Origin of the sequence: Massilia suwonensis (assembly GCF_042655665.1) — a bacterium.
Lineage (GTDB): Bacteria > Pseudomonadota > Gammaproteobacteria > Burkholderiales > Burkholderiaceae_D > Telluria > Telluria suwonensis.
The window spans coordinates 249,780-264,803 of the sequence record NZ_JBHSMR010000013.1 but is presented as its reverse complement, the minus strand read 5'-3'; the positions used below and the strand labels follow the sequence as shown (position 1 = coordinate 264,803).

The 15,024-nt window shown below is 66.1% G+C and carries 12 protein-coding genes; 1 reads left to right on the top strand and 11 read right to left on the bottom strand.

The window, feature by feature from the left end; all coding sequences use genetic code 11:
• Window positions 1–151: 151 nt before the first annotated feature.
• From moaD to kbl, 6 genes are all read right to left on the bottom strand, one after another.
• A complete protein-coding gene (gene moaD, locus ACFPQ5_RS09070; RefSeq protein WP_379753850.1) occupies window positions 152–409 on the bottom strand; it encodes a molybdopterin converting factor subunit 1 in 258 nt (85 codons plus the stop codon).
• A 6-nt stretch (window positions 410–415) separates the two neighbouring features.
• The gene (locus ACFPQ5_RS09065) at window positions 416–1,669 is read right to left on the bottom strand and encodes a molybdopterin molybdotransferase MoeA (RefSeq protein WP_379753847.1); all 1,254 of its coding nucleotides are present in this window, start codon (window positions 1,667–1,669) and stop codon (window positions 416–418) included.
• Between the two features lie 2 nt (window positions 1,670–1,671).
• A complete protein-coding gene (gene thrC / locus ACFPQ5_RS09060; RefSeq protein WP_379753844.1) occupies window positions 1,672–3,159 on the bottom strand; it encodes a threonine synthase in 1,488 nt (495 codons plus the stop codon).
• A gap of 235 nt (window positions 3,160–3,394) precedes the next feature.
• Window positions 3,395–4,780, bottom strand: a complete 1,386-nt coding sequence (locus ACFPQ5_RS09055; protein WP_379753841.1) for an L-serine ammonia-lyase — start codon at window positions 4,778–4,780, stop codon at window positions 3,395–3,397.
• Between the two features lie 40 nt (window positions 4,781–4,820).
• Window positions 4,821–5,777 (bottom strand): NAD-dependent epimerase/dehydratase family protein, encoded by a 957-nt coding sequence (locus tag ACFPQ5_RS09050; RefSeq protein WP_379753838.1) that lies wholly within the window; start codon window positions 5,775–5,777, stop codon window positions 4,821–4,823.
• 25 nt (window positions 5,778–5,802) lie between these two features.
• Complete coding sequence (gene kbl, locus ACFPQ5_RS09045) at window positions 5,803–7,017, bottom strand: glycine C-acetyltransferase (RefSeq protein WP_379753835.1); 1,215 nt, start codon at window positions 7,015–7,017, stop codon at window positions 5,803–5,805.
• A gap of 195 nt (window positions 7,018–7,212) precedes the next feature.
• Here kbl and ACFPQ5_RS09040 point away from each other — a divergent pair, with 195 nt between their 5' ends.
• The gene (locus ACFPQ5_RS09040) at window positions 7,213–7,791 is read left to right on the top strand and encodes a helix-turn-helix domain-containing protein (protein WP_379753832.1); all 579 of its coding nucleotides are present in this window, start codon (window positions 7,213–7,215) and stop codon (window positions 7,789–7,791) included.
• Window positions 7,792–8,017: 226 nt separating this feature from the next.
• On the opposite strand, the gene ACFPQ5_RS09035 is transcribed toward ACFPQ5_RS09040, so the two are convergent.
• From ACFPQ5_RS09035 to ACFPQ5_RS09015, 5 genes are all read right to left on the bottom strand, one after another.
• A complete protein-coding gene (locus ACFPQ5_RS09035; protein ID WP_379753829.1) occupies window positions 8,018–10,156 on the bottom strand; it encodes a prolyl oligopeptidase family serine peptidase in 2,139 nt (712 codons plus the stop codon).
• Between the two features lie 119 nt (window positions 10,157–10,275).
• Window positions 10,276–11,670 (bottom strand): tetratricopeptide repeat protein, encoded by a 1,395-nt coding sequence (locus ACFPQ5_RS09030; RefSeq protein WP_379753826.1) that lies wholly within the window; start codon window positions 11,668–11,670, stop codon window positions 10,276–10,278.
• Between the two features lie 200 nt (window positions 11,671–11,870).
• Window positions 11,871–12,632 carry a metal ABC transporter permease gene (locus ACFPQ5_RS09025; RefSeq protein ID WP_379753823.1) on the bottom strand — a complete coding sequence of 254 codons (762 nt, stop codon included), beginning with the start codon at window positions 12,630–12,632 and terminating at the stop codon, window positions 11,871–11,873.
• Window positions 12,633–12,634: 2 nt separating this feature from the next.
• Complete coding sequence (locus ACFPQ5_RS09020; protein WP_379753820.1) at window positions 12,635–13,546, bottom strand: metal ABC transporter solute-binding protein, Zn/Mn family; 912 nt, start codon at window positions 13,544–13,546, stop codon at window positions 12,635–12,637.
• 10 nt (window positions 13,547–13,556) lie between these two features.
• Entirely contained in the window at window positions 13,557–14,984 is a 1,428-nt protein-coding gene (locus ACFPQ5_RS09015; protein WP_379753817.1) for a hypothetical protein, read from the bottom strand.
• Between the last annotated feature and the right edge of the window lie 40 nt (window positions 14,985–15,024).

The window sequence follows — 15,024 nt, the reverse complement described above, 5'->3', positions numbered from 1 at the left end:
GGTCCGCTGAGGCCATACGACTGTCGGAGACAGCACGAGCGATTTAGCAAGGCCGCGGGTGAACGCTTGCGTACGACCGCGTGGGCACGGAGTGCCCGGTGAAACTGTGAACCAGGCCATTGGCCTGGTCCACCCCTACAAACTACCGGGTTCAGCCGCCGGTCACAGGGGGGAAGAAAGCCACTTCCCCACCGTCCTTCACTTCCGTCTCCGGTCCGCACATCACGTGTGCGAAGGCCATACGCAGGGCGCGCTCGGGGCCGAGCGCTTCCGCCCAGACGCCGCCGCGCTGCACCAGGTACTCACGCACCGCGCCCACGGTTCTCACGCCTTCCGGCAGTTCGGTGCGTTCGCTGGCGATGCCGAGGGCTTCGCGCACGGACGCGAAAAATCGCAGTTCGATATGCATGGTGCTTTAGTGTTGGAGTTCGGCGAAGGGAATGAAGCGCACGATGTCGCCCTCGTTGATGGCCCGGCCCGGCGGATTGTCGATCAGGCCGTCGCCCCAGACGGTCGAAGTCAGCACGCCCGAGCTCTGGTTCGGGAACAGGTCCAGTCCGCCGCCGGCATTCACGCGCGCGCGCAGGAATTCGTTGCGGCGGTCGCCCTTGGCCAGCGTGAAGTCGGCGCGCATCTGCCAGGCGCGCGGTTCCACCGGACCGCTCACGCCCTGCAGGCGCAGCAGGAAGGGGCGCACGAAGAGCAGGAAGGTGACGAAGCTCGACACCGGATTGCCTGGCAGTCCCAGGAAGAACGCGCTGCCCTCTTCTCTGCGCACTTCGCCGAAGGCCAGCGGCTTGCCCGGCTTGACGGCGATCTGCCACATGTTCAGCTGACCTTCCGCTTCCACCGCCGGCTTGATGTGGTCCTCTTCGCCGACCGAGACGCCGCCCGAGGTGATGATCAAGTCGTTCTCGCGCGCCGCTTCGCGCAGGGTGGCGCGCGTGGCGTCCAGCGAATCGGGTACGATGCCGAAGTCGTTGATGATGCAGCCGAAGTTCTCCAGCAGGCCGCGCAGGGTAAAACGGTTCGAGTTGTAGATCGCGCCCGGGGCCAGTACGCCGCCCGGTGCTTCGCCCGGCATGGTCAGTTCGTCGCCGGTGAAGAAAACGGCGACGCGCAGGCGGCGGCGCACCGGCAGGCTGGCAAGCCCGACGGAGGCGGCAAGGCCCAGCTCCTGGCTGCGCAGGCGGGTACCGGCGCTCAGGATGGTGGCGCCGGCCTGGATGTCCTCGCCGGTGCGGCGGATCCACTCGCCGCTTTTCGGGGTGTGGCGGATGGTGACCGTGTCGCCGGCCAGTTCGCACTGCTCCTGCATCACGACGGCGTCGGCGCCTTCCGGAATCATGGCGCCGGTGAAGATGCGCGCCGCGGTGCCGGGTTCCAGCGGCTCGCCCACCTGGCCCGCCGGGATGCGCTGGGCTACGCGCAAGGATGCGCCGCCGTTGACGCAGTCAGAGGCGCGCACGGCGTAGCCGTCCATCGAGGTGTTATCGGCCGAGGGCACGTCGATCGTCGAAGCCTGGTCGACGGCCAGCACGCGGCCGTTGGCTTCCAGGGTCGGAATCGTTTCGATCCCGGCCACCGGACGCGCCGCAGCCAGCAAGGTATCGAGCGCCTCGCGCACCGTCAGCATCGGACGCGGCGCCGGTTTCTCCTGAGCGCTCATCGTCACAGGCCCGTGTGCGCGGCGATGAAGGTCTTCATCTCGTCGACGTTCGGACGCATCAGGACGAACTTCTGCGGCAGCGACTCGATGTCTTCGAAGCCGGCCGGGCGCTCGGCGTCCGTGCCCAGGGCGTCGAGGATGGTCTCGTTGAATTTCGCCGCCAGCGCGGTTTCCAATACGATCATGGTGACGCCCGGCGTCATGTGCTCGCGCGCGACCTTGATGCCGTCGGCCGTGTGGGTGTCGATCACGATGCCGTAATCGTCGGCCACCATCCGGATCGTCTCCAGGCGGTCGGCGTGGGTCGATTTGCCCGACACGAAGCCGTATTCGCCGACGCGCTTGAATTCGTCGCCGTCCGCATCCGGGCCGCCCGAGAGGTCGAAGCCGCCGTGGGTCTCCACTTTGCGGAACAGCGCGTGGGTGCGCTCGCTGTCGCGGCCGACCAGGTCGTAGATGAAGCGTTCGAAGTTCGAGGCCTTCGAGATGTCCATCGACGGGCTGCTCGTATGGTAGGTCTCGCTGGACTTGCGCACGCGGTAGACGCCGGTGCGGAAGAATTCGTCGAGCACGTCGTTCTCGTTGGTGGCGACCACCAGTTTGTCGATCGGCAGGCCCATCATGCGCGCGATGTGGCCGGCGCAGATGTTGCCGAAGTTCCCCGACGGGACCGTGAACGAGACCTTTTGGCTGTTGTCGGTCGTCGCGGCCAGGTAGCCGCGGAAGTAGTACACCACCTGGGCCACGACGCGCGCCCAGTTGATCGAATTGACGGTGCCGATCTTGTGGCGCGCCTTGAACGACAGGTCGTTCGACACGGCTTTCACCAGGTCCTGGCAGTCGTCGAACACGCCTTCCACCGCGATGTTGAAGATGTTCGGGTCCTGCAGGCTGAACATCTGGGCGGTCTGGAAGGGGCTCATCTTCCCGGCGGGCGAGAGCATGAACACGCGCACGCCGCGTTTTCCGCGCATCGCGTATTCGGCGGCGCTGCCGGTGTCGCCCGAGGTGGCGCCGAAGATGTTCAGCTCGTCCTCGTTCTTGGCCAGCGCGTATTCGAACAGGTTGCCCAGCAACTGCATCGCCATATCCTTGAAGGCCAGGGTCGGGCCGTTCGACAGCGCCTGCAGCACGAGCTTAGTTCCAACACCTTGGCTGCCCTCTTCTTCGAGGGTGCGCAGCGGCGTGATGTCGGCGGCGGATTCGCCGGCGCGCGCGTTGCGGTAGACATCGGCCGTGTAGGTCTTGGCGGTGAGCGCCTTGATGTCGGCCTCGGGAATGTCGGTCGCGAATTTGCGCAGGATCTCGTAGGCCAGTTCGGCATACGGCAGCTTGCGCCATGCGTTCAATTCCTCGCCGCTGACGCGCGGATATTCGGCCGGCATGAACAGGCCGCCGTCGGGGGCCAGGCCGCCGAGCAGGATCGAAGAGAAGGTTTCGGGATTGCGGGAAGCGGACGCACGGGTGGCGCGGGTAGACACGTATTGCATGTTTGGATGATCCGGTTGGGCTCGCGTTGATCTTTTATTATAGTGCGAGCGGCGGAATCCTGTTTGCGGACGGGTTTTGGGTGTTGGCTGCGCGGTGCCGATGCATTGCATGGCGGGCATGCCCGCCCTACGTTACATCACGGTCTCGGGTGAAATCGTAGGGCGGGCATGCCCGCCGATATGCCGGTGAATATACCAACCCCGACCAACATCGCCGACGCCGGAAGATCTCCACTCAACAAGCCGCGTGATTCACGGTCACGACGTGAATCGCCAACCCACCGAGCGACGTTTCCTTGTACTTCACCTGCATGTCGGCCCCCGTCTGCCGCATGGTCTCGATCGCATTATCCAGACTGACGAAGTGCGTCCCATCGCCCTTCAAGGCCAGCGAGGCCGCCGTAATCGCCTTGATCGCCCCCATGCCGTTACGCTCGATGCAGGGAATCTGCACCAGCCCGCCGATCGGGTCGCAGGTCATGCCGAGGTGGTGCTCGATGCCGATTTCGGCCGCGTTCTCGATCTGCTCGTTGCTGCCGCCCAGCGCCGCCACCAGGCCCGCCGCCGCCATCGCGCAGGCGACGCCGACTTCGCCCTGGCAGCCGACTTCCGCGCCCGAGATCGAGGCGTTGCGCTTGCAGAGCATGCCGATCGCGCTCGAGGTGAGCAGGAAGTCGCGGATGCCCTTCACCGCGTCGAGTGGGCGGCAATCCTCGGCGTAGTAGCGCAGCACCGCCGGGATGATGCCGGCCGCGCCGTTGGTCGGCGCCGTGACCACACGGCCGCCGGCCGCATTCTCTTCGTTGACCGCCATCGCGTACAGCGTGACCTGATGGGTAGCGTCGTGCGGCAGCTCGTTCACGCGCTTGCCTTCGATGCAGTGCGCCTGCTTCCACAGGGTCGCGGCGCGCCGCTTGACGTTCAGGCCGCCCGGCAGCTGGCCGTGGGTGACGAGGCCGTGCGCGATACAGTCGCGCATCGTCTGCCAGATGCGGTCCAGGCCCGCGTCCAGCTCCGCTTCGCTCATGCGCGCCAGCTCGTTCGCGCGCAGCATGTGCGGGATCGAGAGCTTGTGCTCATGGCCCTGGGCCAGCAGCTCGGCCATCGTCGTGAACGGGAACGGCACCTGCACGCTGCCCGGTTCGGCCACGCGCTGGGTCTCGCCCGCGGCCGTGATGAAGCCGCCGCCGACCGAGTAGAAAATGCGTTCGACGACGCTGCCGTCCTTCAGCTGCAGCACGAAGCGCATGCCGTTCGGGTGCTCGGGCAAAGTGGATTGCTTGTGCCAGACCAGGTTGGTCTTCATCGAGAACGGCACTTCCTTCGTGCCCAGCAGGCGCAGCACGCCGTCCAGCTCCGCTTCGGCCAGCTTGTCTTCGACCGTGTCGGGATCGATGTCCTGCGGGGTTTCGCCCATCAGGCCGAGGATCACGGCCTTGTCGGTGGCGTGGCCGACGCCGGTCAGCGCCAGCGAGCCATACAGATGGGCCTCGACGCCCACCGCCTCGTCGAGCGGACCGCACTCGACGAGGAAGCGGCGCGCCGCCACCATCGGGCCCACGGTGTGGGAACTCGACGGGCCGATACCGATCTTGAACAGATCGAAAACACTCATGTCCATGTTTAGCTTGTCTCTTTGATTTTTTATTATTTTGTTTGTATTACGCGGTGACGCTGACGTCGATATTCTCGAGCATGCTGGCCACCATCTCTTCGATGCCGACGCGCGCTTTCCAGCCCCAGTCGCTTGTGGCGCGGCTGTCGTCCAGGCTCTTCGGCCAGGTGTCGGCGATCTGCTGGCGGCTGTCCGGCTTGTAGGCGATCTCGAAGCCTGGGACGGCTTTCTGGATGCTGGCGGCCAGTTCGCGCGGGTTGAACGAGACGCCGGCCACGTTGTACGAAGAACGGATCTTGACCTGTTCAGCGGACGCGTCCATCAGTTCGATGGTGGCGCGGATCGCGTCCGGCATGTAGATCATCGGCAGCGTGGTGTCCGGACCCAGGAAGCATTCGTAGGTCTCGCCCTTCAGGGCCGAGTGGAAGATCGCGATCGCGTAGTCGGTGGTGCCGCCGCCCGGAGGCGACTTGAAGCTGATGATGCCCGGATAGCGGATGCTGCGCACGTCCACGCCATACTTGGTGTGGTAGTACTCGCAGAGGCGCTCGCCGGCCAGCTTGCTGATGCCGTAGATCGTGGTCGGGTCCATCACCGTGTACTGCGGGGTGTTCTCGCTCGGCGTGTTCGGGCCGAAGGCGGCGATCGACGATGGCCAGAACACCTTCAAAGGCTTGCCTGCTTCGCCGCGCTCGCGCGCCACTTCCAGGATGTTCAGCAGGCCGTCCATGTTCAGGGTCCAGGCCTTCAGGGGCGCCTGCTCGCCGGTGGCCGACAGCAGGGCCGCCAGCTGGTAGACCTGGGTCACGCCCTCTTCCTCGACCAGGGCCATCAGGCGCGCCTTGTCCAGCACGTCGAGCTGGGCATAGCGCGCCGCGCCGTACACGTTGTTGGCGCCGATGTCGGTGGCGAGGACGTTGGCGGCGCCGTGTTGTTCCGCGAGGGCCGAAACCAGCTCGCTGCCGATCTGGCCGTTGGCGCCGATGATGAGGATGCGTTCCATGGAGATTCCTAGACTGAAGACTGTATTAATTGTTCTTGATGATGCCGAGTTCGCGGCCGGCCTGCTCGAAGGCCTTGAGCACGGTGTCGAGCTGTTCGCGGGTGTGCGCCGCCGACAGCTGGACGCGCACGCGCGCCTGGCCCATCGGCACCACCGGGTAGAAGAAGCCCGACAGCAGCACGCCCAGTTCGAACATGCGCGCCGCGAATTTCTGCGCCACCGGCGCGTCGAACAGCATCACCGGTATCACCGGGTGCGTGCCCGGCTTGATGGTGAAGCCGATGCGCTCGATCTCCTTGCGGAAGTAGGCGGTGTTCTCGTGCAGGCGGTCGCGCAGCTCGGTCGACTTCGAGATCCGCTCCAGCACGGAGAGCGAGGCGCCGGCGATCATCGGTGCCAGCGTGTTCGAGAACAGGTAGGGCCGCGACTTCTGGCGCAGGGTCTCGATGACTTCCTTGCGGCCAGAGGTGAAACCGCCCATCGCACCGCCCAGGGCCTTGCCCAGGGTGCCGGTGATGATGTCGATGCGGCCCATCACGCCGCAATGCTCATGCGTGCCGCGGCCGGTCGCGCCCATGAAGCCGGAGGCGTGCGATTCGTCGATCAGGGTCAGGGCGCCGTACTTGTCGGCCAGGTCGCAGATCTTGTCCAGTTGGGCAATGGTGCCGTCCATCGAGAACGCGCCGTCGGTGACGATGACCTTATGGCGCTTGCCGGCGGCGGTGGCGGCCTGCAGCTGCGCTTCCAGGTCGGCCATGTCGTTGTTGGCGTAGCGGTAGCGCGCGGCCTTGCACAGGCGGATGCCGTCGATGATCGAGGCGTGGTTCAGGGCGTCCGAGATGATGGCGTCGTTCTCGTCGAACAGCGGCTCGAACACGCCGCCGTTGGCGTCGAAGGCCGCCGCGTACAGGATGGTGTCTTCGGTGCCGAGGAATTCGGAGAGTTTACGCTCGAGTTCCTTGTGCACGGTCTGGGTGCCGCAAATGAAGCGCACCGAAGAGAGACCATATCCATATTTCTGCAGCGCCGCTTCGGCCGCCTTTTGCGTCTCGAGGTCGCCCGACAGGCCGAGGTAGTTGTTGGCGCACATATTGATCAGGGTGCGGCCGTCTTCGGACTGGACTTCGGCGCCCTGGCGCGAGGCGAGCACGCGCTCCGGCTTGAACAGGCCCTGCTCGCGCAGGGTGGACAGGTTCTGCTGCAGGCCGCTGTAGAAGGCGTTCTTCGCTCCGTCACTCATTTGATTACCTCGTCTGTGGATGCCGGCTTGACCGGCGGTTGGACTATGCTGTACCGTTCTTCGATCGCCGCCACGTTTCGCTATCGCGTTGCGTTTTCGGTATCTCGAACTGAAATTCAATATAATGAATATTACGCCCACCTGTTGAACTTGGCAAGGTGCGGCGTTCCACTAATAAATAAAGCCGTCCTGAAGATGAAAACCCTGGCCACGACCAACAACGCCCCGCCCGAAGTCGGCGCCACCCTGCAGCGCCTGCGCCTGGCGCGCGGCCTGACGCTGGAAGACCTGTCGCGCATCGCCGGCGTCTCGAAATCGATGCTGTCGCAGATCGAGCGCGAAAAGGCGAATCCTACCATCGCCATCACCTGGCGTCTCGCCAACGCGCTCGGCGTGCAGATCGGCGAGCTGCTGGCCTCGGAAGCGCCCAACGTCGAGTCCATCCGCGTGCTCGACGCCCATGAAACGCCGACCCTGCCGGGCACCCACGCCGGCTACACCCTGCGCATCCTGGGGCCGATGGAGCTGGCCGGGCAGTACGAGTGGTACGAGCTGACTCTGGCGCCGGGGGGCGAACTGGCCTCGCAGGCGCATGATCCGGGGACCAAGGAGCACATGACCGTCATTAACGGCACGCTCGAGGTGGAGGTCGGAACGTCGAAGCGGAAGGTCAAGGCGGGGGGGACGGCGCGGTATCCGGCGGACCAGGATCACGTGGTGAGGAATGTCGGGAAGACCGAGGCGAAGGCCTTGTTGGTGGTGGTGCACAGATAAACATTTGTTTTTCAGCGTGAAACAAATGTTCGTTGGCGCCGCGTAGACGCATACGGTGTACCACGTGGAGTCAGGACTCCACCCTACGAATCGTGGTTTATGTAGGGTGGAGTCCTGACTCCACGCGTTTACAGCACTTGAACAGCCCAAAAAAACGGGCCAGTCGATTGATTCGACTGGCCCGTAGCTTTTCCCGCTCAGGCGGCCCGTGAGCCGCCTGACCGTATTACATCTTCAACGCCTTGCTCAGGAACCCCCAGCGATCCGCCACTTCCTCGATCTGCTTGGCCGTCGGCTTGCCCGCGCCATGCCCCGCCTTGGTGTCGATGCGGATGATGACCGGGTTGCAGCCGGCCTGCGCGGCCTGGGCGGTGGCGGCGAACTTGAAGCTGTGCGCCGGGACCACGCGGTCGTCGTGGTCGGCCGTCGTCACCATGGTGGCCGGATACTGCGTGCCTGCCTTCAGGTTATGCAGCGGCGAGTACTTGACCAGCGCCTTGAACTCTTCCGGGTTGTCCGCCGAGCCGTAGTCCGAGGTCCAGGCCCAGCCGATCGTGAACTTGTGGAAGCGCAGCATGTCCATCACGCCCACCATCGGGATCGCGGCACCGAACAGGTCGGGACGCTGGGTCATCGCGGCGCCCACCAGCAGGCCGCCGTTGCTGCCGCCGCCGATCGCCAGTTTCGACGGCTGCGTCACCTTGTTCGCCACCAGCCACTCGGCCGCGCCGATGAAGTCGTCGAACACGTTCTGCTTCTGCAGCTTGGTGCCGGACTGGTGCCAGGATTCGCCGTACTCGCCGCCGCCGCGCAGGTTGGCGACGACGTACACGCCGCCCATTTCCATCCACGCCAGGTTGGCCGGCGAGAAGCCAGGCGTCATCGAGATGTTGAAGCCGCCGTAGCCGTAGAGGTAGGTCGGGTTGTTGCCGTCGAGTTTCAGGCCCTTCTTCGAGACGATGAACATCGGCACCCTGGTGCCGTCGCGGCTGGTGAAGAATTGCTGGCGCGTCTCGTAGGCGTTCGGGTCGAAGTCGACCTTCGGCTGGCGGAAGACGCTGGTCTTGCCGCTCTTCATGTCCAGCCGGTAGATCGTCGTCGGCGTGGTGAAGCCGGTGAAGGAGAAGAAGGTTTCCGCATCGCCGCGCTTGCCGGTGAAGCCCGAGACCGAACCGATGCCCGGCAGCGCGATCTCGCGCACTAGCTTGCCCTTGAGGTCGTTGACGCGCACGACGCTGCGCGCATCCTTCAGGTACTCCACCACCAGACGGTCGCCGATGATGTGGGCGTTGGCCAGCGTGTCCTTCGACTCGGCGACAACTTCTTTCCAGCTGGCTTCATCGGCCTTGTTGACGTCGATCGCGACGATGCGCTGGCGCGGCGCCTTGCGGTCGGTCGTGAAGTAGAAGGTCGAGCCGACGTTGTCGATGAAGTCGTAGGCGGCGTCGAAGTTGTCGATCAGCGGGACGACTTTCGAGTCCGGCTTCGACAGGTCCTTGATGAAGACGCGGTACTTGTGGGCCGTGCCCTTGGTCGCCGTGATCAGGAGGTATTTGCCGTCGTCGGTGGTCTGGGCGCGGAAGCCCCATTCCTTTTCGTCCGGGCGGTCGTAGACCAGCACGTCGGCGCTTTGCGGGGTGCCGATCTTGTGGAAGTAGAGCTTCTGGAAGTAGTTCACGCCGGCCAGCTTGGCCGACTCTTCCGGCTCGTCGTAGCGGCTGTAGAAGAAGCCCTTGCCGTCCTTGGTCCAGGCCGTTTGCGAGAACTTGACCCATTTGAGGTGGTCGTCCAGGTCCTTGCCCGTCTCGATGTCGCGTACCTTCCACTCGTTCCAGTCCGAACCGGAGGCGGCGGTGCCGTAGGCCATCAGTTTGCCGTCCGGGCTGATCTCGACGCCGGCCAGGGCGACGGTACCGTCGGCGGCCAGCGTGTTCGGATCGAGCAGCAGGCGCGGCGTGTCGCCCAGGTTCTTCATCGTGTACAGCACCGACTGGTTCTGCAGGCCGTCGTTGCGGCTGTAGAAGTAGCGGCCGCCCTCTTTCGACGGCACCGAGTAGCGCTCGTAGTTCCAGAGCTTGGTCAGGCGCTGGCGGATCGCTTCGCGTTGCGGGATCTGGCCCAGGTAGCCCTGGGTCACCGCGTTCTGGGCGTCGACCCATGCCTTGGTCTGGGCGCTGTTCGCGTCTTCCAGCCAGCGGTAAGGGTCGGCGATGCTCGTGCCGTGGTAGTTGTCGGTCTGCTCGACCTTGGCGGTGACCGGGTAGGTCAGCGCGGACTTGGGATCGCAGGCGGCCGGGTTGGCTGCGTGCGTGGTACCGAAGGCTGCCATCAGGGCGACGGCCAGCGTTACTTGTCTCAGGTGCATATTCTTCTCGAACGGTGACTGGCGGAATGTGCCGAGAGGCATCATAGCGCGAAACGCAACGGGAAGCGAAGGCAGATTCGGCTGTAAGTACGGGCCGCGTGCCTGATCGATGAAGGCCCCTACCGCCTCGCCAGCACCTCGCGGTGACTGAGCTGCCACTTATGCTGCAAGTCGAGCGCCCAGCCGATCTCGGCGGGGCTGAGGCGGCGCGCGACGATCGCCTTGTTGACGTTGGCCGCGCTGTCGCCGCCCTCGGCCGCCAGCAGCATCCACATGTAGGCGCGCACCGGGTCGCGCGTCACGCCCAGGCCGCTGCCGTACATGCCGCCCAGGTTGTACTGGGCCAGTGCATGGCCTTGCTCGGCCGCCTGTTCGTACCAGTAGACGGCCATCCTGTCGTCCTGCGCGACGCCCTGGCCGCTGGCGTACATCACGCCCAGGTTGTTCTGGGCGCTGGCGTCGCCCTGCTCGGCCGCCAGGCGGTACCAGTAGGCGGCGCGCGCCTCGTCCTTCTCGACGCCCTGTCCGTTGGCATAGATGACGCCGAGGTTGAACTGGGCGTTCGGCGCGCCCTGCTCGGCCGCGCGCCGGTACCAGTCGAAGGCGCGGGCCTGGTCGCGTTCGACCCCGCGCCCGTGCGCGTACATGTTGGCCAGGTTGTACTGGGCGCCCGCGTGCCCGCCCTGGGCCGCGCGCGTGTACCACTCGACCGCAAGCGCCTCGCCGCGCTCGGGCGACACGTGCGCGCGCCCGTTGACGAACATGGTGGCGAGCAGGAACTGGGCTTCGTGGTCGCCATGCTCGGCCGCGCGCTGCAGCCAGGCGCAGGCGCGGCGCAGGTCGAGGCGCACGCCCAGGCCCTCGGCGTAGGCGATGCCGAGCTCGCGCTGGGCTCCGCGCTCGCCGGCGGCGGCGGCCTTGCGGAACCAGTACAGGGCCTGGCTGGCGCTGGCGTCGACGCCCTGCCCGCGCTGGTACATCAGGCCCAGGTTGAGCTGGGCCGCGGCCTCGCCCTGCAGCGCCGCCTTGCGGAACCAGGCCATCGCCAGCGGATAATTCACGGCGGCGCCGATGCCGTGCAGGTAGCACTCGCCGAGCTGGTTCTGGGCGCCCGCCATGCCCTGCTCGGCCGCGCGGTAGTACCAGGACAGGGCGCGCTCCGGGTCGCTCGCCATGCCGCGGCCCTGGCGGAACATGTGGCCGAGGTTTTGCTGGGCCGAGGCGTCGCCCTGGTCGGCGGCGCGCCGGAACCAGCGCGCGGCTTCGACGTCGCAGCGCTCGACGCCCTTGCCGTGGTAGTACATGGCGCCCAGGTGGTTCTGGGCGAAGGCCAGTCCCTGGTTGGCGGCCAGGCGCAGCCAGTGCACGGCGCTGGCGTCGTCGCGTTCGACGCCCTTGCCCTTCTTGTACATCAGGCCGAGGTTGAACTGGGCGTAGGGGTTGCCGCGCTCGGCGGCGTCGCGGAACCACAGGAAGGCCTGGTGGCTCTCGTTCTGGAGCTTCTGGTGGTTCATGCTGGTCCCCGTCCTGGATTGACGCTGCCGCGCTCGGTTGGCACCCGCTCGTGGCAGGCGGCCTCATATGTATTAACAAAATTTTAATGAGAGCCACCCGTTACGGGTTTGACGGTGCACAATCGTGCCGGCCCGCGCCCAAGAAAAAACCCGCCGGGCGCGGGCGCGGCGGGTTCGTCGGAGCGCAGTGCAGCAGCGCTTCAGTTCAGGCGCGAACGGTTCGGTCCCAGGCCATACACCAGCATCGCCAGCAGCGCCAGGCACCACACGATCAGCGCGCCCGACGGCAGGTCGAGCACCACCGACAGCACCAGGCCGGCCGCGTAGCCGCCCATGCCGACCAGGTAGGCGAAGGGCAGCTTGCGCCGCTCCGGATAATGGCGCACCGCCAGGCTCGGCACGATCAGGCTGGCGAACACAAGATACACGCCGACCAGCTGCACCGAGGCCGTCACGGCCAGCGCGAACACGAGGTAGAAGCCGAGCCGGCCGAGCCGGTTGCGAAACGCCGCCAGCAGGGCCAGGATCAGCACGGCGCCGAGCGCCGGCATCGCCAGCTGGTCGTAGCTGACCCAGAGGATCTGGCCGGCCAGCAGGTCCTGCAGGTGCTCGCCGCCGTGCGGGTTATGCGCCAGCAGCAGCAGGCCGGCCGTGGCCGCCAGCACGAACAGCACGCCGATCTGCGCTTCCTGCACGTCGGGCCAGCGCTTTTCGGTCCAGGTCAGCAGCAAGGCGCCGAGCACGGCCGCGACGCCGGCCGCGACCTGGATGGTCCAGCCGTGCGGGTCGATCTCGAGCGAGCTGGCGACGATCACGCCCAGCGCCGCGATCTGGGCAATGGCGAGGTCGATGAAGACGATGCCGCGCTTGAGCACCTGCGCGCCCAGGGGAATGTGGGTCGCCAGCACCAGCAGGCCGGCCACGAAAGCCGGCAAAATGATCAAAAAGTCGAAGTTTTGCACGTTTATTTCACAGCCTGGGTCAGACGTTGCACGGTGGTGTCGAACAGCGCGAACAGGTCGCCGCTCTCTTTATCGGCGCCGACCGTGAACGGAATCACGACCGCCGGGATGCGCGCGCGCTGCGACAGCCAGTTCGAGGCGCGTTCGTCCTGATAGGCGGCGCGCAACACGAATTTCGCCGGCTGCTGCTGCAGCTGCGCCAGCAGCTGGCCCAGCTGAGCCGCGCTGGGCTCGACGCCCGGCTTAGGCTCCAGCGTGCCGACCTGGCGCATGCCGAGCCAACCCATCAGGTACTCCATGTTGCGGTGGTGCTCGACGATGGCCACGCCGCGCAATGGCGCCGCCTGGGCTTCCCATTTGCGCATCGCCTGCGACCAGCGGCTCGCGAAATCGGCCTGGCGCTGGCCATAAAAGGCGGCGTTGGCCGGATCGATCGCGGCCAGCCGCTTGGCCAGCTGGGCGCTGACCAGGGCGATGTTGTGCGGATTCAGGTGCACGTGCGGATTACCGAAGGCATGGACGTCGCCCTCGGCGCGATCGAGCTTGGTGGGCACGTCCAGGCGCGGGACGAAGCTGCCGGCTTCGAAGAAGCCCAGCTGGCCCTTCGCGATCTTCGCATTGCCCGACTGCTGGACCAGCAGCGGCAGCCAGCCCGCCTCCAGGTCCAGGCCCGTGCAGACCAGCAGGTCGGCATTGCGGGTGCGCGCGATCAGGCCGGGACGCGCTTCCACGCGGTGCGGGTCCTGCAGCGCGTTGGTCGCGCTCGACACGTTGGCCTTGTCGCCGGCCAGTTCCTGGGTCAGCGCGGCCCATTCCGGCTCGCAGGTCAGCACGTTGATGGCGGCTTGCGCCGGCAGGACGGCGGCCAGGCTCAGTGCGGCGCCGGCCAGAATTTTATGCATCAGCTTAGTCATCTCTCGCTCCTCAGAAGGTATGGCCGGCGTGCGCGCCCAGGCTCATGATGTATTGCAGGTAGACCTGGTTGTCGCTCTGCCCTGGACGCGCCTCGTCGCGCGCGAACTGCAGGCGCAGGCGCGAGAACTCGGACGGGCTCCAGTCCAGCATCACGCTGGAACGCTTCGGGTTGTAGGCAGCCAGCGCCGGGAAGGCCTCCATGCCCAGCGCCCCGCTGTCGACCAGCCCGATGAAGGGACTGCCGGACGAGAGCCGGTCGTAGCGCAGGCCGGCGCGCCAGTTCGGCATGAACTGGTAGACGCCCTGTAGATACCAGCCCGATTGCGTGCTGCTGTAGCCATCGAGCAGATCGCCGGCCGCCAGCGTGCCGCTTTCCTTGCGCCGCATGTATTCGCCCTGCAGCTTGAAGTTGGTCTGGGTCGGATTGCCGTTCGGCGCCCACTTGTAGACGGCGTCGGCGATCCAGATCTTCGAGCTGCCGCTGAAGGCGTTCGGGATGCCGTCGAATTCATAGCTGCGGTCGAGCGATCCGGTGCGCAGGAAGGAGACGCCGGCGCGCCAGCTGGCGGAATCGCCGATGTCGTCGCCCGTGTGCGCGAACACGCTGGCCGCATTGAAGCCGTTCTTGTTACGGTCGTTGCCGGGGAAGCCGCGGCCGCTGCCGACTTCCGCGCCCACTTCGAGGAAGGTGTTCAAAGGCGCCAGCCAGCGCGCCTGGACGCCGTCCGGTTTGTACTGGCCTCCGAAGAAGGCCTGGTAGTTCAGGGGCGCGTCGACGAAGTCCCAGGTATGGCTGTGCTGGCCGTTCAGGTAGCCGACGCCGGACAGGAAGCGGCCAGCCTTCGCGTTCATGCCGCCGCCCAGTTCGCGCGTCTGCACGAAGGCTTCTTCGACTTCCGCCTCGTTCTCGCCGGTCAGGGCAAAGGTCAGCTGGCCGGCGAACATCGGGTCGATGTTGGCGGCCATGGTCAGTTCCGATTCGCCCAGGTTGAAGCTGCGGCTGCCGGGACCGATCTCGCCTTCGGGCGGCATGAAACCGCCGAAGCGGTAGCTGCCGGGATCGCGCGACAGGTTGGCGTAGGTACCGCCCAGGACCAGCGAGATGCTCGGATTGAAGCTGTTGTCGCCGGCGCGGGCGCTTGGGGCCGCAGGTGCCGCCGGCGCGGCTGCAACGGCCGGTGCAGCCACTGCAACCGGCGCAGCCGGTGCCGCGGCAGCCTGCTGCGCGCTGGCCGCCGCGTTCTGCGCTTCGGCCACGGCGGCCTGCGCATCCTGCAGGCGCTGCTCGAGCGCCTGCAGCCGGGCTTCGTAGGATTGCTTCATTTCCGCGATCTGGGCGCGGATCGCGGCCAGCTCGGGGTTCTCGGCCGCGGAGGCGGACAGGGGCAATGCAAATGCGGCGGCGATCGCCACCGTCATGACGGAGTGTTTCAACATGTGCGTACGTCTTTCGATCGAATGGAGAATGACGGGCAGC